Raw genomic sequence first — 24,482 nt, 5'->3', positions numbered from 1 at the left:
CGGACGGTATGGTCGCCTACCCGCACGTACTGGAGAAGGTCTCCATCGACGGGGTTTGTGTCGCATAACGATCGATGGGCAACGAAGCCGCCGGGGCCGAAGCCGCCCGGCGGGCCGTCGAGGCCGTGTGGCGGATCGAGTCCGCCCGGATCATCGGCGCGCTGGCCCGCTACACCGGCGACTTCGCGCTCGCCGAGGACGTCGCGCAGGAGGCGCTGGCGCAGGCCCTGGTCAGCTGGGAGCGCGACGGCACACCGGCCAGCCCGGTGGGCTGGCTGCTGGCCACCGCCCGGCGCCGGGCCATCGACGCCTTCCGCCGCGCCTCGGCGCTGGACGAGCGGTACGCCGCGCTCGCCGGCCCGCTCGCCGAGGGACAGTTCAGCACCGGCGGCTCGGGTGCACCGCAACAGCCGGACGACCTGCCGTGGGACCCGGACCGGGTCGACGACGACGTCCTCGCCCTGATGTTCACCGCCTGCCACCCGGTCCTCTCCCCCGAGGCCCGGGTGGCGCTGACCCTGCGCGTGGTGGGCGGCCTGTCCAGCGAGGAGATCGCCCGGGCGTTCCTGGTGCCGGTGCCCACCGTCCAGGCCCGGATCACCCGGGCGAAGAAGACCATCGCCGCCGCGCACGTCCCCTTCGAACTGCCCCCGCCACAGGAGCGGCACGCCCGGCTCGGCGCCGTCCTGAGCGTCCTGTACGTGATCTTCACGGAGGGCTCGACGGCGACCGCCGGCGAGGACCTGCTGCGCCCCGACCTCGCCCACGAGGCCGTACGGCTGGCCCGCACGCTGGCCGCCCTGCTGCCCGCCGAACCGGAGGTGCACGGGCAGCTCGCCCTGTTCGAGCTCACCGCCGCGCGCTTCCCGGCCCGCACCGGAGCGGACGGGCAGGCGGTGCTCCTGGAGGACCAGGACCGGCGCCGCTGGGACCGCTCCGCGATCCGCCGCGGACTGGCCGCGCTCGGCCGGGCCGCGAGCTCGGGACGGGCCCTGGGGCGGGGCCTGGGCCCGTACGGCCTGCAGGCCTCGATCGCCGCCTGCCACGCGGTGGCCCCCTCGGTGACGGAGACCGACTGGGAGCGCATCGTGCTGCTCTACGAGGCGCTCGGCCGCCTCGCGCCGTCCCCGGTGGTCGAGCTCAACCGGGCGGTGGCCGTCGCCATGGACCAGGGGCCGCAGCCGGCGCTGGCCCTGGTCGACGACCTGGCCGTCTCCGGCAAGCTGTCCGGCTCGCACCTGCTGCCGGGCGTGCGCGGCGAACTGCTGGCCCGCCTCGGCCGCACCACCGAGGCCCGGGCCGAACTGGAACTCGCCGCCCGGCTGTGCCGCAACGCCCGCGAGCGGGCCGTCCTGCTGCGCAAGGCGGCCGCACTGGATGCCGACGGGTGATCGCCCGGCCACACAGGGGGCGCGAGGCCCTGCACCTACCGCACCGCGGGGCGCGGCGGCCCCGCCGCACGCGGACGCGCCTGACCCCACCCGCGCCTGACCGATGGCCGCCGCCGGGGTCCGGCGGGAGACTGACCGTGGGGGCCGAGGCACGGTGGGAGCGCAGCGATGGGCGGTGGGCGGACTCTTGCCGAGGTGATCGCCGCCGACGGGCCGCTGGCGCCGCGCGAGGCGGCCCGGGTCGGCGCCCAGGTCCTGGCCGCGCTGGTCCAAGGGCACCGCTCGGGGCTGGTGCACGGGGGCGTCGAGCCGGGCCGGGTGGTGCTGGAGCGGGGGCGGGCGGAACTCGCCGCGTTCGGGCCCGCGCCGTTCGAGGGCTCCCCCGCGTACCGGGCGCCCGAGCGGGCCCAGGGCCGTCCGCCCGGTCCCGAGGCGGACCTGTGGTCGCTGGGCGCCATGCTCCACGCGGCCGTGGAGGGGCGGGCCCCGGAGGCGGGGCAACCGGCCGAGGCGCCTCGCGCCGGTCCGCTCGCGCCGGTCATCGCCTCGCTGCTGCGCGCGGACCCGGCGCAGCGGCCGGGTGCGGAGTGGACCGGGCACATGCTGGACCGGGTCGCGGCGGGCTTCACGGTCGGTCCGGCGACGGCCGCGGCCCTGCCGGGCCGGGAGCCCGCCACGGCACCGGCGGCCGCGGGCGGGCGGGCTGCGGCGGCGCGCCGGCCCGGGGTGGTGATCACGGTGGTGGTCCTCGCGCTGGCGCTGGTCGGCGGGCTGGTCTTCCTGCTGGCCGGCCGCGGCACCCACCACCGGCCGAGCGTCACGGCCCCGGTCACGCCGCCGTCGGCCACCGCCCCGGCGACACCCGCGACCCCGACACCCGAAACACCCACACCCACACCCACAACCCCGACACCCGAAACGCCCACGCCCGCGACCCCGACACCCACGCCCGCGACCCCGACGCCCACGCCCGCGACCCCGACACCCACGCCCACGCCCGCGACCCCGACACCCACGCCCACGCCCGCGACCCCGACACCCACGCCGACACCCGCGACCCCGACACCCACGCCGACACCCACGCCCGCGACCCCGACGCCCCAGGCACCCACCACCCCGCCGCAGACCCCCGCGCCCGCGGTGCCCTCCGGCTACGTGCGCACCGACGACCCGGCCGGCTTCAGCTTCGCGCTGCCCACCGGCTGGACGCGCACCGACAACGGCATGGGCGCCGGCGACTACTCGCCGGACAACGGCGGCCACGTGCTGCGCTTCACCCTGATCCCCAACCCTTCCGGCCAGGCCCCGATCGACGGCTTCCGCCAGATCGAGCAGTCGCTCACCCAGCAGGGCGGCTACTCCCGGATCGACCTGCGCGCCAACACCTTCCAGGGCAACCCCGGCGCCTACTGGGAGTTCACCTTCGGCCCCTCCCATCTGGGCGCCCAGTCCTTCCTCGCCCCGAACGGCACCGAGTACACCGTCTACCTGTCCACCCCCGACGCCGACTGGGCCTCCTACCAGCCGGTCCTGACCACGGCGCTGAACACCCTGACGATCCCTTAGGGTCGGAGCTCCTCGATCCGGCGCCCGTCCACCCAGGCCGACCAGCCGTTGGCGCAGACGATGTGCGCCCAGTCCCCGGCCCGTTCCAGGATCTCCAGTTCCACCCTGGCGTCGATCCTGGTGACGGCCTGGAGCGACGGGTCGGGCGCGGTCCAGGCCGACATGCCGCCGGAGGGGACGCGGTGGGTGGGCCGGAAGGCGGGCCCGGCGGGCGGGCCGGGGGCCGGGGGCGCGGGCGGGCGGCTGAGCGGTTCGCTCCCCTGCGCCGGGACCACCACCGTCACCGGCTCCGGCTGCGGCTGCGGCTCCGGCTCCGGTCCCGGCTGCGGGCGGTAGACCTCCTCGGGCAGCGTCAGCTCCGGGATCGGCCGCAGGAACTCGTCGGCCAGGTTGCAGGCCTCCACGACGCCCAGTGCCCGCAGCCCGAAGCGGACGGCCGACCAGTCCTCGCGGGCCCGGGTGAGGCCCTGGCTGACCAGGGCCCACACGGTCGGCTCGGTCACCACGAACAGCACCATGTCCTCCTGCGCGACGGGCCGGCCCCCCTCGTGGCCGACCACCTGGACGTCGTGCAGGGCGAGCAGGCTGATCCAGGTGAACAGGGTGCCCGCGAAGGTCGCCAGGGTGAGCCCGGGCTCGTAGGCCGGCGGATCGCCGGCTCCGGCCCGTTCGAGGTATCCGGCCTCCTCGTAGCGGCGCAGCTCCCGTTCGGCGACGGCGGCGGTGACCGGCGGCAGGGTCACGCCGCAGCGGCCTGCGGGGTGCAGCTGGGCGGCGAACAGTTCGGCGACGGCGTGGCTGATCCAGCGGCGGTCGGCCACCCGCAGGGCGTCCTGCTGGGCTTCCAGGAGGTCCGTGACGCTGACGGTGACCGGCTGCGGCTCGGTGCGCCGTGCGGCGAAGGAGCGGAAGAAGACGGTCTTGTAGGCGTCGACCAGTACCAGCAGGAAGGCCAGTTGCTCGGCGGTCAGTTCCTCCTGCGGCAGCGGCATCGGCTGGCCGCTGGAGAACTGCACCTGGAGCTGCACCCACCAGGCGAGGTCCTGCGGCGCGAACGGGGCGAGCAGCTCGTACTCCCCGTCCAACCGGGGCCGCAGGCCGACGAAGACGGACTCGCAGCGGTGGGAGGCGTAGAGCCGGCACTGGGTGGGGGCGCTGTTGAACAGGGCGCTGCGGGCGTCCACGACGCGGTCGGGGACGGCGAGCGGGAGCAGTGCCATCCGTACGACGGCGGGGGGCAGCCCGGTGAACTCCCGGAGCAGTTCGTCGGCTTCCCGGACCGGTCCGGTCGCGTCCGGGTCCGCGTCCGGGTGCGGGGCCGGGGCGCACAGGTCGGTCAGCGGTGACAGCGGGCTGGGCTCGGGAAGGTCCAGATGCCGTGCCAGCGGGGCGAATTCGGCCCGGCTGAGGCGGATGGTGCGGGCCAGGCCGCCCGGCGAGGAGGTGTCGGGTGTCGTCGCAACGGTGGCTTCGGTGTCCATGGCTCACGTTCCTTTTGCCGGTTCGTCCGCGGGCGCCTGGCCCGAGGCGATGCCCTTGGCGACGTTGCCGGCCTGCCCGCCGGCCGCCTGCGCGAGGTGGCCGCCGAGGTCGCCCGGGCCGGGGCCGGGCAGCGTGCGGAAGGCCGGTTGCAGCGCGCCGTGTCCCTGGACGAAGGCCGACAGGTTCGAATCGACCTGCTGGGCCAGGCCGTTGATGGAGGTGCCGAACTTCTGCCGGGAGAGCAGCTCCATCTGCGTGGGGGTGTAGACGCCCTTGCCGCAGTCGCCCAGGAAGGACTTCATGTCCAGGACCCGCTGGTAGGCGGCGGGGTCCGCGCCCTGGTAGTAGTACATCATCGGTTCGAGCTTGGTCTTGATGTCCTTTTCCACGCCCCGGGCGGTCTCCTGCAGGGCGCTGCCGGGGCTCAGTTCCTTGGGGTTCATGTACGTCTTGTAGGTGGTCACCGATCCGGTCTGGGCGGCCCACTTGGGGTCGGGCGGGTAGCCGAGGGCGTCGTTCTTGAGCACGGGCAGGTCCTGGTAGGCCTCCGGGTGCTTGCTCTGGGTCACGGACTGCAGTGCCTTGTCGGCGTCCTGGCCGCCGGTGGCGTCGGAGTACGCCTTCTTGTAGGCGGCCTGGAAGTCGTCGTTGGCCTTGGACGGGCTCACCGGCACGCCGTTGTGCTCCAGTTGGGAGGTGCCCTTGAACTGTTTGAGCTCCTCCAGCAGGTCGTCGGCCCGCAGGGAGGTGGGCGGGGCCTTCTCCAGCTGGGCGAGGGTCTGGCGGTAGGCCATCTGGTTGAGGGCCAGGTCGCGGTCCATCCCGACGGTGCCCATGCTCTTGGCGTTGCGCAGGTCGATCAGGTCGCCGCTGGTGAGGGGCCGTCCGCCTCTGGTGTAGCCCTGGGCGTTGAGGGCTGCGACGGTGTCCTGCTGGGCCTTCGTCAGGACCGGGTTGAGGGCGTCGGCGTATTCCTTCTGGATTTCCTTGGGGACGGTCTTCAGGGTGGCCTTGGCCTGGTAGTCGGAGTTGATCGCGATGGCCTTCTGCTGGAGTGCCTTCTGCGCCGCGGCGATCTCGTCCGCGCTCGCGCCCTGTGCTTTGAGGGCGCGCAGGTCGCCGGCCATCCGCTGGAACTCGTCCGCGGCTTTCTGTCCGGCGGCCTGTTCGGCGCGGTAGGCGGCGTCGGTGGCGGCGGTGGCGGTGGGGACCGGGCCGGGGGGTGGCTGGCCGCCGTGCAGCGCGCTCAGGGTGGAGGTCTCCTTGACGGCGTCGGTGGCCGCGGGGCCGATGTTGTTGATGCCGAGCGAGTGCAGTCCGACGGCGTTGCCGAGGTCCTGGACCATGGCGAGCGCGATCGTGCCGCGGCCGGCCTGGGGGGCGGGGCTGTTGGGGTCGATGACCTGGCCGATGGTGGCCTGGTAGGCGGCCTGGAGGGTGTTGATCGGCAGCACGGCGTTGGCGGCGCCGAGCAGGGCCTTGCCGAGGCCGCCCTCCTCGTAGCCGACGCCGAAGCCCTGGACGGCGTTGCGTCCGACCATGAACGCCCCGAGCTGGGCGGCGCCGGCGGCGGTCAGCGGCACGGCGAACGGGGCCAGCACCATCTCGGCGGCGATGGCGACGTGCTGCCAGCCGACGGCGGCTGCCTCGTGTTCCTGGGCCGCGATCGAGTCCAGTTCGGCGGCGGCCGCATCGGATTCGTTGCGGCCCTGGGCCTGGGTGAGCAGGGCGTTGGTCATCTGCCGCAACGCACCGGCGGTGTCGGCGCCCGGGGTGCCGTTCTCGATCTGCTGCAGCACCCGGTTGGCCATCTCGAACTGGCCGGGCGGCAGGTGGTCGATCAGGTTGCTGAGGTAGTTCTCGCGGGCCTCGGTCGCGTCCAGCTGGTGGAGGTAGTCGGTGTAGTCCTTGTCCCGCTGGGCGCTGGCGGCTTTGAGCTGGTCCATGCCGGCGTCGCGGACCGCCTCCCGGGCTTCCAGTCCCTTGGTGTTGGCGTCCTGGAGGTTCTTCTCCAGGTCCGTGAGGGTCTTCAGCTGGTCGGGGGTGAGGCCCTTGGCCGGGTCGACGTCGTCTTGCAGGTCGTGCAGCCGCTGCCAGTAGTGCGTCGGGTTGTTGTCGGGGTCGGGGTCGTAGTAGTTGGCGTCGCTGAGCGCCCGGAGCCGGTCGCGGATCGCCTGGGCCGGGTCGGGCGCGGGCGGCGGCGCGGGGGCGGGGGGCTGGTCGGGCGGGGAAGGGGGCTGGTCGGGTATGCCCCGGGCGTCCCCGCTGGGGCCTTCGTCCAGCGGCTGGGGGCCGGGCGGCAGGGCGGGCAGGACCGGCAGCGGTGGTATCGGTTCGTCCGGCGGCGGCAGGGCCGGGAGCACTCCGGCGTCCACCGGGAAGTCCGCCCCCGCGCTGGGCAGGGTCAGGGCCGGGTCCGCCATCCCCTGCGCGTGGCGCCAGTTGAGGTACTGGTTGAACTCGGCGTCGGTGGGCGGATCGGTGAAGCCGGGGTGGGTGGCGCGCCAGCGCTGGAACGCCGGGTCGTCCAGCAGCCCCTGGATCCAGTTGTTGATGGCCTGGCGGTCGCCGGGCGGCGTGCCGGGCTGCGGCTGCCAGGGCGGTGCGCCGCCGTCGCCCGGTCCGAAGGTGTCCGGTCCGAAGGTGTCCGGTCCGAGGGGGCCGGGCGGGGGCGCCAGGGTGGCGGCGAGGTGTCCGAGGTAGGAGCCCAGGATCCCGCCCGCGCCGGCCGCGGCCGCCCCGGCCGCGGCGTAGCGCAGCACGGTGCTGCTGCCGGTGCAGGTCAGCCAGGCCTGGCCGCGGAGCTTGCATTCGAGCGATCCGCCGTCGTCGGCGTGGGCCGGGATGGCGTCGGTGAGCCCGTGCCAGGCCAGCACGGCGCCGACGAGCAGCACCACGCAGGCGGTGGCGGGCGGACGCGCGCCGGTGACGGAGATCAGGACGGCGGCCAGCGCGAGGGCTGCGGCCAGGGCGTACTTGACCGGGGCGTCGGTGACGAACGAGGCGACGATCAGCGAGGCGGCGGAACCCAGCAGGCCCACCGTCATCCCGGTGACGCCGGTGACGCGGTGGTGGCGGGTCGGGGCGATCTGCTTGACCAGTGCCGACCAGATCCGGCGCAGGAACGTCGACACGATGCTGCCGAGCACGGTCGGTGCGCCCGCGAGCACGCCGAGGGCGAGCACCGCCCCGGCCGCGGGCGCGATGATCTGGGCGGCCAGCAGTGCGATGGCAGCGCCCCACAGCAGGTGGACGCCGGCCGCGCGGTCGCCCCGGACCATGGCGGCCAGTGTGCTCGGCAGCGCGCGCAGGTCGGCCAGGAAGCGGGTGGTGCCCACCGCGTGCCAGTAGCCGAACACGCCGAACAGCACGGTGGTGAGCAGGCCCCAGAACAGCGCGCCCTGGAAGAAGTTGCCGTGAGAGGTGGCCGGCGCCCCGTGCGGCACCTTGCGCCAGCCGCCGTAGCGCACGGCGATCAGGAAGACGTTCACGACGTAGCCGATCACGCCGCCGACCACCGCCCCGGTCACGGCGGACCACAGGTGTTCGCGCAGCCACCCGGGCAGCTGCCGGGCGACGTCGCCGATGGTGGGGACGCTCTGCGGGGCCGTGGTGGTGGTCATCTCAGCGTTCCGTCCGGTCCACGATCACGAAGCCGCCCGCGTAGGGCTGGTCGGAGGTGCGCACCCGCAGCACGGCGTTGCCCGCGGAGGCGAAGCAGGCCGTGGTGGTGCGCCCGGCATCCAGCCGGGGGGCGCCGACGGCGGCGGGCAGGGTGTACGGCACCGCGTCGCCGTTGTGCAGGCTCACGCAGCCGTGCGCGGGCACCCGCAGGTACTGGGGGTGGAAGCGTCCGTCCAGGACCAGGGCGCTGGGGCCGGGGGCGACCCGCTCCCCGGCCCGTACGGGTGCCGGGGTGGTGAACGGGCGCTGCCAGAGCGCCAGGACCAGCAGGACGGTCAGCAGGGCGCAGGCGGTGGGGTGCGGGCCGATCTCGCGCAGCCGGCGCGCGGTGCGTGCGGGGTCGGCGGCCAGCAGGCCCAGCGGTGCTCCGTAGGCCAGGTGCCCGGCGTAGGCGATGGCGATCAGCGCCGGGCCGCGCAGGGCGTAGACGCCCGCGACGGGCGAGGCCACCACCAGGGTCTCGATCATCAGGCCCCAGGCCAGGGCCCACTGCCAGCGCCGGCCGGAGGCGATGACGGCGTAGCTGATGCCGAAGCCGATGCCGTTGGAGAAGTGGAACGCCCAGCCGAGCAGCCCGGTGCGCGGGCTGGAGGAGGCCGCCCCGAGGGCGAGCACGCCGTAGGTGTCGATCGGGGCGAAGAGCCGCAGGCCGACCAGCGCGAACGGCACCCGGACCAGGTCGTAACCGAGGGTGCCGATCAGGCCGCCGACCGTCCCGGCCACCAGGGCGCGGTGCAGGCGCAGCCGGTGCGGGCGGCGGGCGCTCCACGCGCCGAGGGCGGTGAGCAGTGCCAGGCTCGGCACGGTGAGGCACCAGAACCAGAGGGCGAACGGGGCCAGTGCGTACGCCCAGGCCAGGACGGGGGTGACGGGCAGGAGTCCGAGAATCGCGCACAGCGCCGCGACACCTCGCCCACCGGGCCCGGCGGGGGCCCGGACCACTGGACTGCCCACGGTCGAGGTGTGCTGCTCTCCTCGGGCCCGCCCTGGCATTTCGGGGTTCCGATCCGACCTTCTCCTGCCACGATTCCACCGGCGCGTGAGCGAGGGCAACCGTTGACGCGGGGCCATCGGCGGCGCGGAGCGTCGGTGGCGCGGGGCCATCGGCGGCGCGGGGCCATCGGTGGCGCGGGGCGGTCGGCGGCGCGGGGTCAGTCAGAGCTCCCACAGGCGGATGGTGCGGTCCGCGCTCGCCGAGAGCGCGCGCCGGCCGTCCGGGGTGAAGGCGAGGGCGTTGACGTTGCCGGTGTGGCCCTCGTAGCGGGCCAGTTCCCGGCCGTCGCCCGGGTCGACCAGGCGGACCCGGTTGTCGACGCCGAGGGTGGCGAGCAGGTCGGCGTCGTAGTGGTCGGTGCCGCTGCCGGTCAGCAGCCGTCGGCCGTCCGGGGCCACCGCCAGGCAGCGCAGGTTGCCCGTCCCGACCTCGAAACGGCCCGTCTGGGCGCCGGTGACCGGGTCCCACACGTGCAGCAGGCCGTCCATGGTGGTGGCGACGAGCAGGGCGCCGTGGACGGCGAAGCCGACGGCGGTGACCGCGAACAGCTCCTCGCCGAAGCGGCGCAGTTCCGTGCCGCCGTCCAGGTCCCACAGCCGCACCTGGTCGGCGCCGGGGTCGTACTGGGCGCAGCCGGACAGCAGTTGTCGGCGGTCCGGGGAGAACGCGACGGCGGTGACGTCCGCGGTGTGTCCCGTCAAGCGGCGCAGCTCCTGGCCGGTGGCCGGGTCCCAGCAGCGCACGGTGTGGTCCCCGCAGCCGGTCGCCACCAGGCGTCCCTCGGGGGAGAAGACCGCGGCGAGGCAGCCCTGCTGCTGCCCGGCGAGGCGGCGCAGTTCGGTTCCGGTGCCGGTGTCCCACAGGATGGCCGGGCCCCAGACGCCGCCGGACACCGCGAGGCGGCCGTCCGGGGACAGGGCCGCGCACTGCACGCCGTCCTCGTGCGCGGTCCAGTGCCGTAGTTGCGTCCCGGTTTCCAGCTCCCACAGCCGCAGCGTGTGGTCCTCGCTGCCGGACAGCAGCAGGCGGCCGTCGCGGGAGAGGGTGAGGCAGGTCACCGCCGCCGTGTGGCCGGTCAGCACGGTCGCCTCGGGCGGCGGGCCCGGTGGCGGGCCGGGCGGTGGGCCCGGTGGCGGGCCGGGCGGCGGGCCCGGGGGTGGGCCCGGCGGCGGGGTCGTGTTACCTGGCATGTCGGCGCTCCGGCGCGGGGCAGGGGGCCCGCCGTTCCCGGGGCCGGGTGCGGGCTCCCGTGGGCGGGGAGGTCGGGGACGGCCCCGGGGGTCGGCGGCTCAGCCGCTCAGCTCTGGGGGCGGCGGCCGTGGTTGGCCCCGCGCCTGGCCCGGGCCTTCTTCTTGCGGCGGCGCTTGGACGACATGGCGACTCCTCTCGCGGGTTTCGCAGCCAGGACCCCCGGTCTTCCACCGTTCCACAACCGGCCCGCCCCGGCCCGTCGAGCACCTCGGCATCGCCAACATCGCCACCACCAGCACCGGGTACCGGGCGGCCGGGCGCGGCCTGAACCGGCACCGCAAACGCCAACTCGACCTGCGCAAGAAGCTCCAGGCCAAGGGCACCAAGTCCGCCAAACGCCTCCTCAAGAAGCGGGCCCGCAAGGAAGCCCGGCACGCCGCCAACGTCAACCACATCGTCGCCAAGACCATCGTCACCACCGCTGAACGCACCTGCCACGGAATTGCCCTGGAAGACCTCACGGGCATCCGCGACCGGGTACGGCTCCGCAAGGACCAGCGGACCACTGTGCACTCGTGGAGCTTCCACCAGCTCGGCCGGTACATCGCGTACAAGGCGCGCCGGGCCGGGGTGCCGCTGGTGTACGTCGACCCGGCGTACACCAGCCGGCAATGCTCCCAGTGCCACCACATCGACCGGAAGAACCGCGTCGACCAGGCAACGTTCGCGTGCCGCTCCTGCGGGAGCGCCATGCACGCGGATATCAACGCGTCCCGCAACATCGCCTGCAAGGGCGAGGTCGTGTGGATCGCGGGGCGTGAGTCACGCGTCCCAGCCACCGCAACCTAGGTGGCACAGACGTGGGAGGCCACGCGACAGCCAGCCGCGCCCTACCCACAAGCCCGGTCCTTCAGGGCCGGGTCAAGTTGACGGTGGGCGCCGTGTTGCCCGCCGCTACCTGTCGACCGGCGCCCTGCCGGTGGCCGATGTGACCTGCTGAGGGCCGGGAGGCGGTCGGGGTGCCCGCCGACCCGGCCGCCCTCCCTCACTGGCCCACCCGGCCGTCCACGCACTCGCGCAGCAGGTCGGCGTGGCCGCAGTGGCGGGCGTACTCCTCGATGCGGTGCAGCTGCAGTTCCCGCACCGCGATCCGCTGCTTGCCGAGCCGCTCCCCCAGGTCCGGGTGGGCGGCCAACTCGGCGTCCAGTGCGGCCTGTTCGCGTTCCAGGTCCCGCCAGGCGGCCTCGACGGCGGCGGGGTCGGCGACCGCGCCGTCGAAGTCCGCGTCCCGTGCGCCGTACAGCTTGGGCAGCGGCTGACCGTCGGTGATCCAGTTGCGCCAGCCGCGTTCCACCTGCGCGAGGTGGCGCACCAGCCCGAGCAGCGACATCGTCGAGGGCGGCACCGAGCGGCGGGCCAGCTGCTCGGCGTCCAGGCCTTCGCATTTCATCCGCAGGGTGAGGCGGTAGTTGGTCAGGTAGTCGGCGAGGGTGGCCGGTTCGCCGTCCGGGGAGGGTCCTTCGCTGTTGCGCGGGTCCTGGTCCGGGTCGGCCCACATGTCGGGGTGGACGCTTGCCTGGGTCCATCGCTCGGGTCGCTCGTTCATACCGGCATGCTCGCCCGCCGCCTCCCGTTGCCGTCAAAGGGTTTTGTGCCCCCTCCCCCGGCTCGGTCAGCTGCCTGCCGCCGCCTGCAGGAAGGGGGTGAAGGCGGCCACGGCGGGTGCGAGGCGCCGGCCCCTGCGGGTGGCGGTGCAGACGTGGCGGACGGGGGTGTCCTGGGGGTGGAGCGGGATCAGGGTGATGCCGGGGTGGCGGGCGGCGCGGGCGGCGAGGGAGGGGATGAGGGTGGGGCCCAGTCCGGCGGCGACCAGGCCGAGTTTGGCGGTCCAGGCGCCGACGGCGTACTCGATGCGGGGCTGGAAGCCGCTGCGGACGCAGGCCGCGAGGAGGGTGGACTCGGGGTGGCGGCTGGCGGCGATCCAGGGCTCGTCGGCGAGTTCGGCCAGCCGCAGGCGGCGGCGGTCGGCGAGGCGGTGGTCGCGGGGCAGGGCGACCAGGACCGGGTCCTCCAGCAGCGGCTGCAGGTCGAACTGTTCGGTGTCGTAGGCGTCCTGGGAGTAGTCGGCGACGACGGCGAGGTCGATCGTGCCGTCGGCGAGCCGCTCCAGCAGGGCGGCGGTGAGTCCTTCGGTGAGGGTGGTCCCCACCTGCGGGTGGGCGGCGCGGAAGGCGGCGAGGGCGCTGGGGACGAGTTCGGCGTTGGCGCTGTCGAAGGCGCCCATCCGCAGCCGTCCGGCGCCCAGTTCGGTCAGGGCGACGAGGTCGCGGCGGGTGGTGTCGAGGCGCTCCAGCAGGGCTTCGGCGTGCGGGAGCAGGGTGCGTCCGTGCTCGGTCAGCCGCACCCCGCGGGCCAGGCGGTCGAACAGCGGGGCGCCCAACTCCGCTTCCAGGGTGGCGATCTGGCGGGAGATCGCGGACTGGGTGTAGCCGAGCCGCTCGCCCGCGGCGGTGAAGGAGCCCAGGTGTGCGACCGTGCGGAAGACGTCCAGCCAAGCCATGTCCATTCCGCATGACTACCATGCCGGACATTCGCTTGTCGCCTGGATCGGGGCTGCCTAGCGTGGCGGCCATGGAAAAGATCGCCTTTCTGGGCCTGGGCCGGATGGGGCGGCCGATGGCCCGTCGCCTCGCCGCCGCCGGCTACCCGCTGACCGTCTGGAACCGTTCCCCGGGCCGCGCCGAGGGCCTCACCGAGGCCGCGAGCCCGGCCGAGGCCGTCGCCGGGGCCGGCATCGTCGTCACCATGCTGTCCGATCCGCAGGCCGTGGCCGAGGTCGCCGGGCAGTTCACGCCCGATCTGGCCCCGGGCACGCTGTGGATCGACATGTCCTCGATCGGCCCGCGCGCCGTCGCCGGCCTGCGCGCCCGACTGCCGCACGGCGTCGCCCTGGTGGACGCCCCGGTGGTCGGCAGTGTCGGCCCGGCGGCCGCCGGCGAGCTGGGCGTCTACGCGGGCGGCGAGGACGCCGACCTGGACCGCGCCGAGCCCCTCCTTTCCCACCTGGGCCGGGTGCGGCGCTGCGGCGGCCCGGGCGCGGGAGCGGCACTGAAGGTCGTGGTGATCGGCGGGATCGTCGCCTCGGTCGCCGTACTCGCCGAAGTACTGTCGGTGGCCGGGGAGTTGGGCGTGGCGCAGGAGGCGGCGCTGGAGGTGCTGTCGAGCGGTCCGCTCGCGGGGGTGGTGGCCCGGGCGCGCACCACGACCTCGGACTTCCCGGTACGGCTGGCCGCCAAGGACCTCGCCCTGGCGGGCGAGCGCCCCCTGCTGTCGGCGGCCCGGCAGGTGCTGCTGGCGGACCCGTCGATCGCGGAGCGGGACCTGTCGGCGGTGGTGGGGGCGCCGCGGGTGGGTTAGCGGGCCGACCGGCCTGCGCGGGCCGACCGGGCCCGCCGGGAGGATCCGGGCCCGCTGGGAGGAACGCCGAGGAGGAACGTCCAGCCCTCGAGCGGGGTGCGGCGGGCGGCTTGGTGGCCGGCGCCGATGGTCGGGCCCGCACGGCGTGCGGTGACATCCTCCTCCGGCTGGAGCCGGAGGATTCCAACCCTCGCGGGTCGGGTCTTCTGCTTCACGGCCGGTTGCCGACCTGGGGTTGCCGGCGAAGGGACGGTGTGCCGCCCATCGGTCTCACACCAGCTCCACAGACCTGACTTCCCGCCAGCCCGGCGGTAGGCCCGGCCGGCTTTTCTCGCCGATCGGGCACCAGGGATGCCACCACCAGTGCCGAGGTGACTACGGGCGGCTACTGGGCGACGGCCCGCCTTGACGGCGAATCGTCGTCACCTGTCCTGCTCCGCAGGAGGACCGTTTCTCCCCCGCAAGCGGGGGGAACCCCCGCCCCCGGCTGAAGCCGGGGGTATCCACGGAGGTATCAGATGACCGCCGCTGTGGTGCCGGCCGCGGTGCCCCGGCTGTCCGTGCCCGCGCAGGCCGCCTGCGCGGTCGACGGCTTGACGGTGCCGCAGATCGGGCCGCTGTCCCGGACCCGCTGAACGCCCCGGCCGGCCGCCACCCCGACGACCCCGAACTGGTCGGCTCCGCGCTCGCGTTCGACACCGTGGTGGACGAGACGAGCTTCGTGGTCGGCCCCGCCCTGGCCGGGGTGCCGGCCTGGGCGGTGCCCCCGGCGGCGGGCCTGGTCTGCGCCGCGGCGCTGATGGCGGTCTTCGGCACGCTGTTCGCGCCGGCCCCGCCGGCTCCCCCGGCGGCGGCGCGCACCACGGCGTCCTGCGGGCGGTGGCGCCGCGGCTCGCTGCTGGTGCTGCTGGCCGTGACGGTGCTACAGGGCGCGCTGTTGGGCGCCACCAACACCGGCGTGCAGCACCTCGCCCGGGGCGACGCGGGCGCCGGCGGCCTGGTCTGGTCGGCGATGGGCGTCAGCAGCGCGGCCGCCGGTTTCCTCCTGACGTCCTTCTGCGCGCGTTTCGACCAACGGCGCGGCTGCGTACGGCCCTGGCGGTGCAGGCGGGGCCCTGTCGCTGCGCGGCGGGCGGCCTGGCCCTGCTGCCGGCCCTCGCACCGGTCCGTCCCCGGCGCTACCGGCCGCACCGGGCACCCGCACCCCGGCACCGGGCGACCGCCCCGTCGGCCCGAGGGCCACCCCGAGCACGGCCCCCAACCCGCCGCACCCGTCAACCGCTGAGCCGGAATTCACCCGATCAGGGGGGCTGGTGTGCACGCCGGGGCAGGCGCCACGTAGCGTCGTCACCGCATACGAAGCAGGGCCGGGGAGGGCGACGGGAGTGCAGGTCATGAGGGTTGGACGGGCCGCCGCGGCACTGGCACTGGCCGCGGTGCTGCTGGTGGCGACGGCGTGCGATACACCCCCGTCCGACAGCAACAGCGACCAGGCCGCCCAGGCCGACGAGGCCGACGACCAGGCGGGCCAGGCCGCGCAGGATCCCGACGGCCGTCCGCTGGCCCTGGTCTACCGCGGCCCGGCGGCCTGCGACGGCTGCCCGGAGGCGGCCCACGACATGCTGGAGCACGACGGCTTCGCGGTGCGCTACATCGGGCCCGCCGAGCGGACCCGCTTCGGCCCGGACGCGCTGTCCGGCGCCGCGCTGTACGTGCAGCCGGGCGGCACCAACGGGCAGGAGGTGTCCACCGCGTGGCGCGAGCTGCAGCGCGACCCGGACTTCTCCCCCGAGCTGGTGCGCGCCTACGTGCGCGGCGGCGGGCACTACCTGGGCCTGTGCATGGGCGCCTACCTGGCGGGCCGGGAACCGGGCTACGGCCTCCTGCCCGGCGACTCCGGCCAGTACATCAGCTCCCCGGACGCCACCGTCACCGACGAGCGGGACCACCTGGTCGACGTCAGCTGGCGCGGGCAGCCCAAGAGGATGTACTTCCAGGACGGCCCCTACTTCGACGTGAACGGCCCGGGCACGGAAGTACTGGCCCGCTACACCAACGACCGGGCCGCCGCCGTGGTCGCCTCCTACGGCGCGGGGCGGGTGGCGGTCAGCGGCCCGCACCCGGAGGCGCCACCGGAGTGGTACCGCGACTACGGCCTGCCGGACGAGTCGCCGACCGGCCTGGCCCTCGGCGAGGACCTGCTGCACACCGTTTCAGTCAACTGATCGGGAGTGGGTCTTGGACCCAGGTCTGATCACCGCGTGCATCCCGAACGGTGGTGGATGCCCGACTGGTCGCCCGCGTTCTCATGGCCCCCGCCCGGGCACGTGCATCGTGTGCACGGTCCGTGACGGGGCGGCGGGTTCCCCCACGCCCCCGGACACCCGGTCCGGCCCGGACGGTCCGATGCCCACGACGATCACTCCGGTCCTCGCGGGACGGCGCCGTCCGTCGCCGGACCGGGTGCCCGACTCACCGTCAGCGGACAGGAACCAGCGCGACGCCTCCCACCGCTCCCGCCACCGGGCCTCGGTCAGGTTCGCCGCCGCCAAGTTGTGCCGGGCGTTCAGCAGCTTCCGCCCGCCGCGCACCACCCGCACACGACCGGCCTCACCATCAGCCCGGACAGCCGCGAACCGGTCCTCCAGCGCCGCGAGCCTGCGGGACTTGACGAACCACTCCCGCCTGGACCGGTAACCACCGGGCACCCGCCCGCTGCCCTTGTGCCCGACCGGCAGCGACAGCCGGTGGCGCGGCATCCGGATGCCCGCCTCCAGCGAATCCAGGTGCGCGGCCTGCCCGCGACGCGACAGTTCCCACTGGTCATGCGTGGCCTTCGTGACCGAACCGGCCCAGCACGACGACGACTCCACGGTCAGGTCACGCTTGCGCGCCGCCCACCTCTCCTTACCGCCGTCCGCGCAGCGCGCCTTCACGTCCTTCGACGCCAAAGCCCCCAGGTGCCCGCCGACCAGCCGCAGCACCCTCCCGTCCTCAGACGTGAGGCCCCTGAGACGCTCCCGGACCGTCACACCCGACGGGCGAGGGCGACGAACGGCCCGTCGATCCGCCGGAGCGTCTTCTTCGGCCCGGTCACGTCATCCCTCCTCCCCGTCAGAGCCACCACCCTCACCCACACCACACTGTCGTCTCATCGATCCAACACAGCGGCATCGAAGACAAACCCATGAACACATATGTGCCCTGAAACGGTCTCAACCCCAAGCAGTTCACCAAGCCCCGCCAGCCCGCCGACGCCCTGACCCCCACCTCGCCCCCGGACCCCGGGCCCCGTTCCCCCACCGCCGCCGGCGCCCTACCCTGCGTCCCATGGACGGACACCGGGAGCCACCCTTCGACCCGGCGGCCGAACTGGCCCGCATCCGCGCCGCCACCGACCGCCTGCTGCGCACCGCCGCCCGCCTGAGCGACGCCGACGTACGGGCGCCCTCGCTGCTGCCGGGCTGGTCGCGCGGGCACGTGCTGACCCACCTGGCCCGCAACGCGGACGGCGGCCGGCGGCTGCTGACCTGGGCCCGCACCGGGGTGCGCACGCCGGAGTACCCGGGCCCGGCCGAACGGGAGGCCGAGATCGAGGCGGGAGCCGGGCGCGGCGCCGCCGAGCTGCTGGCCGACCTGCGCGCCAGCGCGGCCGCCTTCGAGGCCGAGTACCGGCGGATGCCGCCCGGCGCGTGGCGGCACCCGGTGCGGTGGATGCGCGGCCAGGAACGGCCCGCCTCCCAGGCGGCGCACGCGCGGCGGTGCGAGGCGCTGGTGCACCACGTGGACCTGGACGCCGGGTTCACCCCCGCCCAGTGGCCGCCGGACTTCACCCGCGCCATGCTCGCCCGGGTCGCGGCGGCCTTCGCCGCCCGCCCGGACACCCCCGCCGTACGGCTGCGCGCCACCGACACCGGCGCGGCCCACGACCTCGGCGCGGCGGGCCCACGGGCCCCGCTGGCCCGGGCCCCGCAGCACGTCCTGCTGGCCTGGCTGATGGGACGCGCCCCGGCACCCGGGCCGGGACTGCCCGAGCCGCCCTTCCTGTACTGACCCGCGCGCGTTCGCTCCCGCACCGCCGCCGCCCGCACTAGTGCACCCCTGGCGCACCCCGCCGGGCCGCCCGCCTGCGCAAACGCCCTCCCCCACGCCCCGGCGCCGCCCCCGACCCCCCTAGTGCACTAGTGCATCAGTTCCAAGTAACCGCAGGACAGGGCTTGTTGAGCCTCTCGCGTACGGCGTACGGTGCGGGCGTGGAGAACACCGACATCCTCATCTCCGGCGCCGGCATCGCCGGCCCCGCCCTCGCCCACTGGCTGCGCCGCCACGGCTTGCGCCCCACCGTCGTCGAGCGGGCCCCGCGGCCGCGCCCCGGCGGGCAGGCCGTCGACCTGCGCGGCGCCGGACGCACCGTCATCGAACGGATGGGCCTGATGGAACGCGCCCGCGCCCTGTGCGTGGAACAGCGCGGCATCGCCCTGGTCGACCGCCGCGGCCGGCACACCGCCCGGATGCCCGTCGAGCTGTTCGAGGGCGAGGGCATCGTCTCCGAGCTCGAGATCCTGCGCGGCGACCTCGCCGGCCTGCTCCAGGAGGCCACCGACGGCGTCGAGTACCGCTACGACGACACCGTCACCGCGCTGGCCGAGGACGCCACCGGCGTCACCGTCCACTTCGAGAACTCCCCCGCCCGCCGCTTCCACCTGGTCATCGGCGCCGACGGGCTGCGCTCCGCCGTACGCCGGCTGGCCTTCGGCCCCGAGCAGGACCACTACCGCCCGCTCGGCGGCTGCCACTGCTGGTTCACCGTCCACGATCCGGCGCTCGCCCGCACCCTGGACGGCTGGTTCCTGATGTACAACGCCCCCGGCGGGCTGGTCGCCACCGCCCGGCCGGGCCGGCTGCCCGGCGAGGTCAAGGCCTCCCTCGGCCTGCGCCGCGCCCCGCTCACCGTGGAGCACAGCGACGCCACCGCCCAGCGCCGCCTGCTCGCCGAGCGCTTCGCCGGCGCCGGCTGGGAGGTGGAGCACCTGCTCGCGGGCATGGCGCGCGCCGACGACTTCGCCTTCGGCTCCTTCGGCCAGATCCACCTCGAGCGCTACAGCCGCGGGCGCGTCGCCCTGCTCGGCGACGCCGGCTACAGCCCCAGCCCGCTCACCGGCCTGGGCACCAGCCTCGCCCTGGTCGGCGCCTACCTGCTCGCCGGTGAACTCGCCGCCGCCGCAGGCGACTTCACCACCGCCTTCGCCCGCTACGAGGAACTGATGCGCCCCTACGTCACGCGCGCCCAGGAACTGCCGCCCGGCGGCGTGAGGGGCTACGCCCCCGACAGCGCCCTGATGATCCGCCTGCGCGCCGCCTCCATGCGCTGGATGGGCCGCTGGCCGCTGCGCCCCATCCTCGCCGCCCAGTTCGCCAAGGCCGGCGACATCACCCTGCCCGACTACCGTTCCTGAGCTTGCCGGCCATTCCTGGCCGACCCGCCACAATCCGGACACCGGGGTCCGGTGCCCCGCGAACGGTCTTCGGGGGCGCGGGGCCGGGGCCATGCCCGGCGTGCACGCGTCTTGCCCGCCGGTGCGGTGCGCGGCATCCTCAACAGGTGCGGGGTTCATCCCCGCCGGCCGTGGGCGCCGTTCGGGCCCGCCGGGCAGCTCTCTCCACACGACCTCTCCGGTCGTGCGCAGTCACACCAAGGCGACAGCAGCCCGGACGCCGGAGCCACGATCCTCAACCAGGCTGCAGCGCACCGTCGTTCACCCATGGGTGAACAGGCGGCCGGCAACGGCCCACAACCGAATCAACAGTCGCCAACCCGCTGCCCGCCCGCACCGCCTGAGCCCGCCCCCGTCCCCCGTCCCCCGGCCTCCCCCGGCCCGCGGCCCCCGGCTTGCACCTCACGCGACGTCAGGAGGAATGCTCGTGCCATGCACTCCTGCGAAGAACAGACCTGGAAGGTCGGCCCGCTCGCCGAAGCCAGCGGACTGACCGTACGCACCCTGCACCACTGGGACCAGATCGGCCTGCTCACCCCCTCCCGGCGCACCGCCTCCGGCCACCGCGCCTACACCGAGCAGGACCTCGTGCGCCTCTACCAGATCCTCGCCCTGCGCCGTCTGGGCCTGGGCCTGGAGACCATCGCCACCTGCCTGGACGCCGGCATCGACCCGCGGCGGCTGGTGCGCGAACACCTGGCCGCCACCGAAGCCTCCCTCACCGCCCTGCACACCCTGCGCGAACGCCTCGAGCACCTGCACACCGAACTCGCCGCCGAACGCGCCCCCGGCACCGCCGACCTGCTGCGCCTGGTCCAGGCCGTCGGCGCCACCGCACCGGCCGCCGACGAGGTGCTGCGCCGCCACCTCGACGACGACCAGCTGCACGCCCTCGCCGACCACGCCGCCGCCCTCGGCCCCGCCGCCCACTACCTGCTGGAGGTCGAATGGCCCCAGCTCTACCGCCGCGCCGAAGCCCTGCGCACCGCCGGCACCGACCCCGCCGACCCCCGGGTGGGGCGCATCGCGGCCCGCCTGGACGAACTCTCCCGCCTCTTCAGCGGCGGCGACACCACCCTGTCCGCCGCCGTGCGCGCCGCCTGGCGCGAGGACCCGGCCGCCCTCTCCGGCGACCCCACCACCCCCGCCGACGTCTGGGCCCCGCTGCACGCCTTCCTCGACCAGGCCCGCGAGGTGTCCCGGTGACCGATCCGATGCCCCACCACCCGCGCCTGCGCATCAGCCTGCTGAGCACCCTGCCCGTCCTGGCCGTCGCCGCGCTCCTCCTGCCCCCGCTCGCCCTGGCCGGCCTGCTCCCCTGGTCCCTGCTGCCCACCGTGGTCCTGGCCCAGGGCGTCCAGGCCTGGCTGGTCTTCCGCCGCCTGGGCCGCGCCCCGGCCACGCCCTGAAACCGAACCGCCGGCCCGGGGCGGGGCCCCCACCGGGGGCACGGACGCCGGCCCACCAGCGCGGCTGCCGGCCCGGCTCGCCCAACCGCCCCGCCGCCCGCACGGGCCGGGTAGGACGGGTCGGCGCGGGAGGGGCCAGGGCCGGGCGGGCGGACGCCGACCAGGGCCACGGAAACCAGGCCACCACCCCGGAGCGTGCCGGCAGGGCTCACCCGGCTCACCCCAACCGCCCGGGCCGCGCCCCGAACACCGCCCCGGCCACAAGACGGCCCAGGACGGGCCGGCGCGGGGCGGGCCGGCGCCGACCGGGGGCCACGGAAACCGGACCGCCGCCCCGCACCATCGCCCAGGACGCTGGCGACCCGGCCCTCTCCAATCGCCCGGCGCCGCGCACCGGCCAAGCCCGGCCACCGCCCCCAGCACCCCGACTGCCGCCCCGGCCGTGTACCGCAAAGGGCCGATGCGATCAGCGCGCCCCGCTTGCCACCCGCTCCCGTTCGTCCGGCCCGCGCACGGGAGCGCCGGGCAACAGCGCGCCCCTCCCCGGGGGGCCGGGGAAGGGGGCGCAGCAGAGCGAATGGCTCCGGGGGCGCAGCCGCGTGCCGGCCGGTGCCTGGGGGGCGGCCGGGCCGGGTGCCGATACGGCGTCAGGTGCCGGGGCGGTGCCCGGGGGCGCAGCCGCGTGCCGGCCGGTGCCTGGGGGGGCGGCCGGGCCGAGTGCCGATGCGGTGTCAGGTGGCGGGGCGGTGCCCGGGGGCGCAGCCGCGTGCCGGCCGGTGCCTGGGGGGCGGCCGGGCCGGGTGCCGATACGGTGTCAGGTGGCGGGGCGGTGCCCGGGGGCGCAGCCGCGTGCCGGCCGGTGCCTGGGGGACGGCCCGGCCGGGATGGCGAAGCGGTGTCAGGTGGCGGGGCGGTGCCCGGGGCTACTTCGGTGTGCGGGGCTGGTTGAAGCGCAGCATGTTGCCTGCCGGGTCGCGGAAGGCGCAGTCGCGTACGCCGTAGGGCTGGTCCATCGGTTCCTGGAGGACTTCGGCGCCGGCGGCGCGGATGCGTTCGAAGGTGGCGTCGCAGTCGTCGGTGCGGAAGATGACGCCGCGCAGCAGGCCCTTGGCCAGGAGTTCGGCGGCGGCGCGGCGGTCGTCCTCGCAGGCGTGCGGGTCGGCCAGCGGGGGTTCGAGGACGATCTCCACGCCGGGTTGTTCGGGCGAGCCGACGGTGACCCAGCGCATTCCCTCGAAGCGGACGTCGTTGCGTACCTCGAGGCCGAGGACGTCGCGGTAGAAGGCGAGGGCCTTGTCGTGGTCGTCGACGGCGATGAAGCACTGGGCGAGTTCGATGCTCATGCCGGTCACGGTACGGGAGTGGGCCTCAGGTGCGCCGCAGGGGGCGGGTGCGGATCTTGGCGATGCAGGCGGGGATCGGCTCGCCGTGGGCGTGGTCGCGGGCGCGGTAGGCGCTGGGGCTCTCGCCGACCAGTTCGGTGAAGCGGGTGCTGAAGGAGCCCAGGGAGGTGCAGCCGACGGCCGTGCACACGTCGGTGACGCTCAGGTCGCCGCGTCGCAGCAGGGCTTTGGCCCGTTCGATGCGGCGGGTCATGAGGTGGTTGTACGGGGTTTCCCCGTAGGCGGCGCGGAAGCTGCGGGAGAAGTGGCCGGGCGACATCAGGGCGGTGCGGGCGAGCGCGGGCACGTCCAGGGGCTGGTCGTACTCGCGGTCCATGCGGTCGCGGGCCTGGCGCAGCCGGACGAGGTCGGCGAGAGGTACTCGGGTGGGCACGTCAGCCACCGTACCGGTCGGCGCGGACGGATCGTCCCCCGCCCGGCGGCGGTCCGCTCGCGTTGGTCGCGCCGGGCCGACCACCCTGGAGGGTGGACATCGACGCCCCCGGTACCATCGCCGCCCCGGCCGTCCCCGGCTTTGAGGGGCACGGCGCCGCCCCGCGGGCGCCGGGCAACGGGGCGGTGGCGCTGGGGGTGTTGGTCGCGACCGCGCTGGTGCTGCTCGCCCAGGCGGCCAGCGGCAGCGGTTCCCGGCTGGTGCTGCTGCTGGTGTTCCTGCCCGCGCTGCTGGCGGGGCTGGGCACGGTGGCGCAGACGGTGGCCGTCTCGGTGTGGGTGACCGGGGTGGTGGTGGTCCACTCGGCGCTGTATCCGCCGTCGGACCCGGCGGCCCGGCTGGGCATGCTGCTGGGTGTGGTCGCCGCCGAGGCCGCGGTGATCGGGCTGTGCGCGCGGCGGGTGCGGCGCGAGCGCCAGCTGTTCCGGATGCGTCAGAGCGCGGTGGCGCTGCAGCGTCAGCTGCTGCGCCCGCTGCCGGTGCGTACGGCGGAGCTGGATCTGTTCGGGCTGTACCGGCCGGTGGAGGAGGACACCCTGGTGGGTGGCGACCTGTACGACGTCGCCGAGACCCCGCACGGTACCCGGGTGCTGATCGGTGACGTGCAGGGCAAGGGGCTTGGCGCGATCGGTACGGGCTTCGCGGTGCTGAGCGCCTTCAGGGAGGCGGCGTTCCGGGAGGCGGAGCTGACGGCCGTGGCCGACGCGTTGGAGGCGGCGGTCGAGCGGCACAACGCCTACGCCGTGCAGAGTGGCGAGTTGGAGCGCTTCGTCACGGCGACGGTGTTGTGCGTGCGGCGCGGTGGCGGGGTGCGGGCGGTCGACTGTGGCCATCTGGCCCCTTGCCTGGTGCGCGCCGACGGCCGGGTGGAGCCTGTCGCGCTGCCGGGCGGGGTGCCGCTGGGGCTTGCGGCGCTGGTCGGGCAGCCGCGCGCGGTGGGGTGTTTCGGTCTGCCCGAGGGCGGGGTGCTGGTGTTGCTGACCGATGGCATCACCGAGGCCCAGGACGCCTTCGGCGCGTTCTACCCGGCCGAGCGGGGCCTGGCGGAGCTGGCCGGGGTCCCGGCGGCCGAGCTGCCCGGGGCGCTGGAGGGGCGCGCGCGGCTCTGGAGCGGCGGGCGCAGCCGCGACGACGTGACGGTGCTGGTGCTGCGCCGGGCCCCGTGAGGCCGGGGCCCCGGGCTGCGGGTCCGGTCGGGGGCGTTCTAGGGTGGCAGGCATGATCCCCTCCCCGATATCCGGCCCGGTGTCCGATCCCGACGAGGCCCTGCGGGTGCTGCTGGAGGGCAATGCCCGGTTCGTGGCCGGCAGTCCCGATCATCCCAACCAGGACGCCGGGCGGCGGGCCGCGCTCGCGCCGGTGCAGAGGCCTTTCGCGGTGCTGTTCGGCTGTTCGGACTCCCGGCTGGCCGCCGAGATCATCTTCGACCGGGGTCTGGGTGACCTGTTCGTGGTGCGCACCGCCGGGCACGTGACCGGTGCGGAGGCGCTGGGCAGCGTCGAGTACGGGGTGGCGGTGCTGGACTGTCCGCTGGTGGTGGTGCTCGGTCATGACTCCTGTGGCGCGGTGGCGGCGGCGCTGGCGTCCCTGGAGGGGGGCAGGCTGCCGGGCGGCTTCGTGCGGGACGTGGTGGAGCGGGTGACGCCGAGCGTGCTGTCGGCGCGGGCGGCGGGTATCGAGGATCCGGACGCGATCGTGGACGAGCACATCCGTCAGACCGTGGACCTGTTGCTGGAGCGTTCCCAGCTGCTGGCCTCCCGGCTGGCCGAGGGGCGGCTCGCGGTGGTGGGACTGTCGTACCGGCTGCACGACGGCCAGGCCCGTACGGTCGCCGCCCGCGGCGTGAGCTGACGGCGGCGCGAGCTGACGGCGGCGACGGCGGGCGACGGTGCGAGCTGACAGCGGCGGCGTGGGCTGACAGCGGCGACGGCGGGCGACGGTGCGAGCTGACAGCGGCGGCGTGGGCTGACGGCGGCGACGGCGGGCGACGGTGCGAGCTGACAGCGGCGGCGTGGGC

Annotated in this window: 20 protein-coding genes and 1 pseudogene; 12 read left to right on the top strand and 9 right to left on the bottom strand. The window is 75.2% G+C overall.

Annotated elements, in window-relative coordinates; all coding sequences use genetic code 11:
- The first annotated feature begins 74 nt into the window (after positions 1–74).
- Together ACWCYO_RS34020 and ACWCYO_RS34015 are read left to right on the top strand one after the other, a co-directional pair.
- Entirely contained in the window at positions 75–1,391 is a 1,317-nt protein-coding gene (locus tag ACWCYO_RS34020; protein ID WP_449786367.1) for an RNA polymerase sigma factor, read from the top strand.
- A 168-nt stretch (positions 1,392–1,559) separates the two neighbouring features.
- Positions 1,560–2,957: a protein kinase domain-containing protein gene (locus ACWCYO_RS34015; protein WP_449786366.1), complete on the top strand. Its 1,398-nt coding sequence runs from the start codon at positions 1,560–1,562 to the stop codon at positions 2,955–2,957.
- Here the strand turns inward: ACWCYO_RS34015 and ACWCYO_RS34010 are convergent.
- The 4 genes from ACWCYO_RS34010 to ACWCYO_RS33995 form a co-directional block, all read right to left on the bottom strand.
- Positions 2,954–4,438: a hypothetical protein gene (locus ACWCYO_RS34010; protein WP_449786365.1), complete on the bottom strand. Its 1,485-nt coding sequence runs from the start codon at positions 4,436–4,438 to the stop codon at positions 2,954–2,956. The genes ACWCYO_RS34015 and ACWCYO_RS34010 overlap by 4 nt on opposite strands.
- 3 nt (positions 4,439–4,441) lie before the next feature.
- On the bottom strand, positions 4,442–8,062 hold the full coding sequence (locus tag ACWCYO_RS34005) for an OmpH family outer membrane protein (protein WP_449786364.1): 3,621 nt from the start codon (positions 8,060–8,062) through the stop codon (positions 4,442–4,444).
- A 1-nt stretch (position 8,063) separates the two neighbouring features.
- Positions 8,064–9,077 carry a hypothetical protein gene (locus tag ACWCYO_RS34000; protein WP_449786363.1) on the bottom strand — a complete coding sequence of 338 codons (1,014 nt, stop codon included), beginning with the start codon at positions 9,075–9,077 and terminating at the stop codon, positions 8,064–8,066.
- 201 nt (positions 9,078–9,278) lie between these two features.
- Positions 9,279–10,199 carry a WD40 repeat domain-containing protein gene (locus ACWCYO_RS33995; protein WP_449786362.1) on the bottom strand — a complete coding sequence of 307 codons (921 nt, stop codon included), beginning with the start codon at positions 10,197–10,199 and terminating at the stop codon, positions 9,279–9,281.
- Positions 10,200–10,305: 106 nt separating this feature from the next.
- On the opposite strand from ACWCYO_RS33995, the gene ACWCYO_RS33990 reads away from it, so the two are divergent.
- Complete coding sequence (locus ACWCYO_RS33990) at positions 10,306–11,157, top strand: RNA-guided endonuclease InsQ/TnpB family protein (RefSeq protein WP_449786361.1); 852 nt, start codon at positions 10,306–10,308, stop codon at positions 11,155–11,157.
- 196 nt (positions 11,158–11,353) lie between these two features.
- Here the strand turns inward: ACWCYO_RS33990 and ACWCYO_RS33985 are convergent, their stop codons facing one another.
- Together ACWCYO_RS33985 and ACWCYO_RS33980 are read right to left on the bottom strand one after the other, a co-directional pair.
- Positions 11,354–11,914, bottom strand: coding sequence for a DinB family protein (locus ACWCYO_RS33985; RefSeq protein WP_449786360.1), 561 nt, complete (start codon positions 11,912–11,914; stop codon positions 11,354–11,356).
- A 66-nt stretch (positions 11,915–11,980) separates the two neighbouring features.
- Positions 11,981–12,874, bottom strand: a complete 894-nt coding sequence (locus ACWCYO_RS33980; protein ID WP_449786359.1) for a LysR family transcriptional regulator — start codon at positions 12,872–12,874, stop codon at positions 11,981–11,983.
- A gap of 65 nt (positions 12,875–12,939) precedes the next feature.
- On the opposite strand from ACWCYO_RS33980, the gene ACWCYO_RS33975 reads away from it, so the two are divergent.
- The 3 genes from ACWCYO_RS33975 (at position 12,940) to ACWCYO_RS33965 (ending at position 15,950) form a co-directional block, all read left to right on the top strand.
- Positions 12,940–13,725 carry an NAD(P)-dependent oxidoreductase gene (locus ACWCYO_RS33975; RefSeq protein ID WP_270150166.1) on the top strand — a complete coding sequence of 262 codons (786 nt, stop codon included), beginning with the start codon at positions 12,940–12,942 and terminating at the stop codon, positions 13,723–13,725.
- A gap of 703 nt (positions 13,726–14,428) precedes the next feature.
- Positions 14,429–15,010, top strand: coding sequence for a hypothetical protein (locus tag ACWCYO_RS33970; RefSeq protein WP_449786358.1), 582 nt, complete (start codon positions 14,429–14,431; stop codon positions 15,008–15,010).
- A gap of 109 nt (positions 15,011–15,119) precedes the next feature.
- Positions 15,120–15,950 (top strand): BPL-N domain-containing protein, encoded by an 831-nt coding sequence (locus ACWCYO_RS33965; protein WP_449786357.1) that lies wholly within the window; start codon positions 15,120–15,122, stop codon positions 15,948–15,950.
- Between the two features lie 186 nt (positions 15,951–16,136).
- Here the strand turns inward: ACWCYO_RS33965 and ACWCYO_RS33960 are convergent.
- Positions 16,137–16,822: pseudogene (locus ACWCYO_RS33960) on the bottom strand (IS200/IS605 family accessory protein TnpB-related protein); the annotation flags it as partial.
- A gap of 233 nt (positions 16,823–17,055) precedes the next feature.
- On the opposite strand from ACWCYO_RS33960, the gene ACWCYO_RS33955 reads away from it, so the two are divergent.
- The 4 genes from ACWCYO_RS33955 (at position 17,056) to ACWCYO_RS33940 (ending at position 20,629) form a co-directional block, all read left to right on the top strand.
- Complete coding sequence (locus tag ACWCYO_RS33955; protein WP_449786356.1) at positions 17,056–17,778, top strand: maleylpyruvate isomerase family mycothiol-dependent enzyme; 723 nt, start codon at positions 17,056–17,058, stop codon at positions 17,776–17,778.
- 200 nt (positions 17,779–17,978) lie between these two features.
- Complete coding sequence (locus tag ACWCYO_RS33950; protein ID WP_449786355.1) at positions 17,979–19,181, top strand: FAD-dependent monooxygenase; 1,203 nt, start codon at positions 17,979–17,981, stop codon at positions 19,179–19,181.
- 471 nt (positions 19,182–19,652) lie between these two features.
- The gene (locus ACWCYO_RS33945) at positions 19,653–20,426 is read left to right on the top strand and encodes a MerR family transcriptional regulator (RefSeq protein ID WP_449786354.1); all 774 of its coding nucleotides are present in this window, start codon (positions 19,653–19,655) and stop codon (positions 20,424–20,426) included.
- Positions 20,423–20,629, top strand: a complete 207-nt coding sequence (locus tag ACWCYO_RS33940; protein WP_270150157.1) for a hypothetical protein — start codon at positions 20,423–20,425, stop codon at positions 20,627–20,629. The genes ACWCYO_RS33945 and ACWCYO_RS33940 overlap by 4 nt, the downstream gene beginning before the upstream one ends.
- Before the next feature lie 923 nt (positions 20,630–21,552).
- Here ACWCYO_RS33940 and ACWCYO_RS33935 read toward each other — a convergent pair.
- Positions 21,553–21,972, bottom strand: a complete 420-nt coding sequence (locus ACWCYO_RS33935) for a VOC family protein (RefSeq protein WP_270150156.1) — start codon at positions 21,970–21,972, stop codon at positions 21,553–21,555.
- Between the two features lie 25 nt (positions 21,973–21,997).
- Positions 21,998–22,348 (bottom strand): helix-turn-helix transcriptional regulator, encoded by a 351-nt coding sequence (locus ACWCYO_RS33930; RefSeq protein WP_270151474.1) that lies wholly within the window; start codon positions 22,346–22,348, stop codon positions 21,998–22,000.
- Between the two features lie 149 nt (positions 22,349–22,497).
- On the opposite strand from ACWCYO_RS33930, the gene ACWCYO_RS33925 reads away from it, so the two are divergent.
- Together ACWCYO_RS33925 and ACWCYO_RS33920 are read left to right on the top strand one after the other, a co-directional pair.
- The gene (locus tag ACWCYO_RS33925) at positions 22,498–23,631 is read left to right on the top strand and encodes a PP2C family protein-serine/threonine phosphatase (RefSeq protein ID WP_449786353.1); all 1,134 of its coding nucleotides are present in this window, start codon (positions 22,498–22,500) and stop codon (positions 23,629–23,631) included.
- Positions 23,632–23,683: 52 nt separating this feature from the next.
- The gene (locus ACWCYO_RS33920; protein ID WP_270150154.1) at positions 23,684–24,316 is read left to right on the top strand and encodes a carbonic anhydrase; all 633 of its coding nucleotides are present in this window, start codon (positions 23,684–23,686) and stop codon (positions 24,314–24,316) included.
- The last annotated feature ends 166 nt before the right edge of the window (positions 24,317–24,482 follow it).

The sequence above is a fragment of the Kitasatospora sp. NPDC001683 genome, from assembly GCF_053596495.1.
The sequence above is the reverse complement of the archived record's forward strand: the minus strand, read 5'-3'. Positions and strand labels throughout refer to the sequence as shown.

What these genes read in the sequence shown, in the direction of transcription:
- ACWCYO_RS34020 (WP_449786367.1), top strand. Translation starts at nt 75, where the DNA reads ATGGGCAACGAAGCCGCCGGGGCCGAAGCCGCCCGGCGGGCCGTCGAG.
- ACWCYO_RS34015 (WP_449786366.1), top strand. Translation starts at nt 1,560, where the DNA reads ATGGGCGGTGGGCGGACTCTTGCCGAGGTGATCGCCGCCGACGGGCCG.
- ACWCYO_RS34010 (WP_449786365.1), bottom strand. Translation starts at nt 4,438, where the DNA reads ATGGACACCGAAGCCACCGTTGCGACGACACCCGACACCTCCTCGCCG.
- ACWCYO_RS34005 (WP_449786364.1), bottom strand. Translation starts at nt 8,062, where the DNA reads ATGACCACCACCACGGCCCCGCAGAGCGTCCCCACCATCGGCGACGTC.
- ACWCYO_RS33990 (WP_449786361.1), top strand. Translation starts at nt 10,306, where the DNA reads ATGTCGGCGCTCCGGCGCGGGGCAGGGGGCCCGCCGTTCCCGGGGCCG.
- ACWCYO_RS33985 (WP_449786360.1), bottom strand. Translation starts at nt 11,914, where the DNA reads ATGAACGAGCGACCCGAGCGATGGACCCAGGCAAGCGTCCACCCCGAC.
- ACWCYO_RS33980 (WP_449786359.1), bottom strand. Translation starts at nt 12,874, where the DNA reads ATGGACATGGCTTGGCTGGACGTCTTCCGCACGGTCGCACACCTGGGC.
- ACWCYO_RS33975 (WP_270150166.1), top strand. Translation starts at nt 12,940, where the DNA reads ATGGAAAAGATCGCCTTTCTGGGCCTGGGCCGGATGGGGCGGCCGATG.
- ACWCYO_RS33965 (WP_449786357.1), top strand. Translation starts at nt 15,120, where the DNA reads ATGAGGGTTGGACGGGCCGCCGCGGCACTGGCACTGGCCGCGGTGCTG.
- ACWCYO_RS33955 (WP_449786356.1), top strand. Translation starts at nt 17,056, where the DNA reads ATGGACGGACACCGGGAGCCACCCTTCGACCCGGCGGCCGAACTGGCC.
- ACWCYO_RS33945 (WP_449786354.1), top strand. Translation starts at nt 19,653, where the DNA reads ATGCACTCCTGCGAAGAACAGACCTGGAAGGTCGGCCCGCTCGCCGAA.
- ACWCYO_RS33935 (WP_270150156.1), bottom strand. Translation starts at nt 21,972, where the DNA reads ATGAGCATCGAACTCGCCCAGTGCTTCATCGCCGTCGACGACCACGAC.
- ACWCYO_RS33930 (WP_270151474.1), bottom strand. Translation starts at nt 22,348, where the DNA reads ATGGACCGCGAGTACGACCAGCCCCTGGACGTGCCCGCGCTCGCCCGC.
- ACWCYO_RS33920 (WP_270150154.1), top strand. Translation starts at nt 23,684, where the DNA reads ATGATCCCCTCCCCGATATCCGGCCCGGTGTCCGATCCCGACGAGGCC.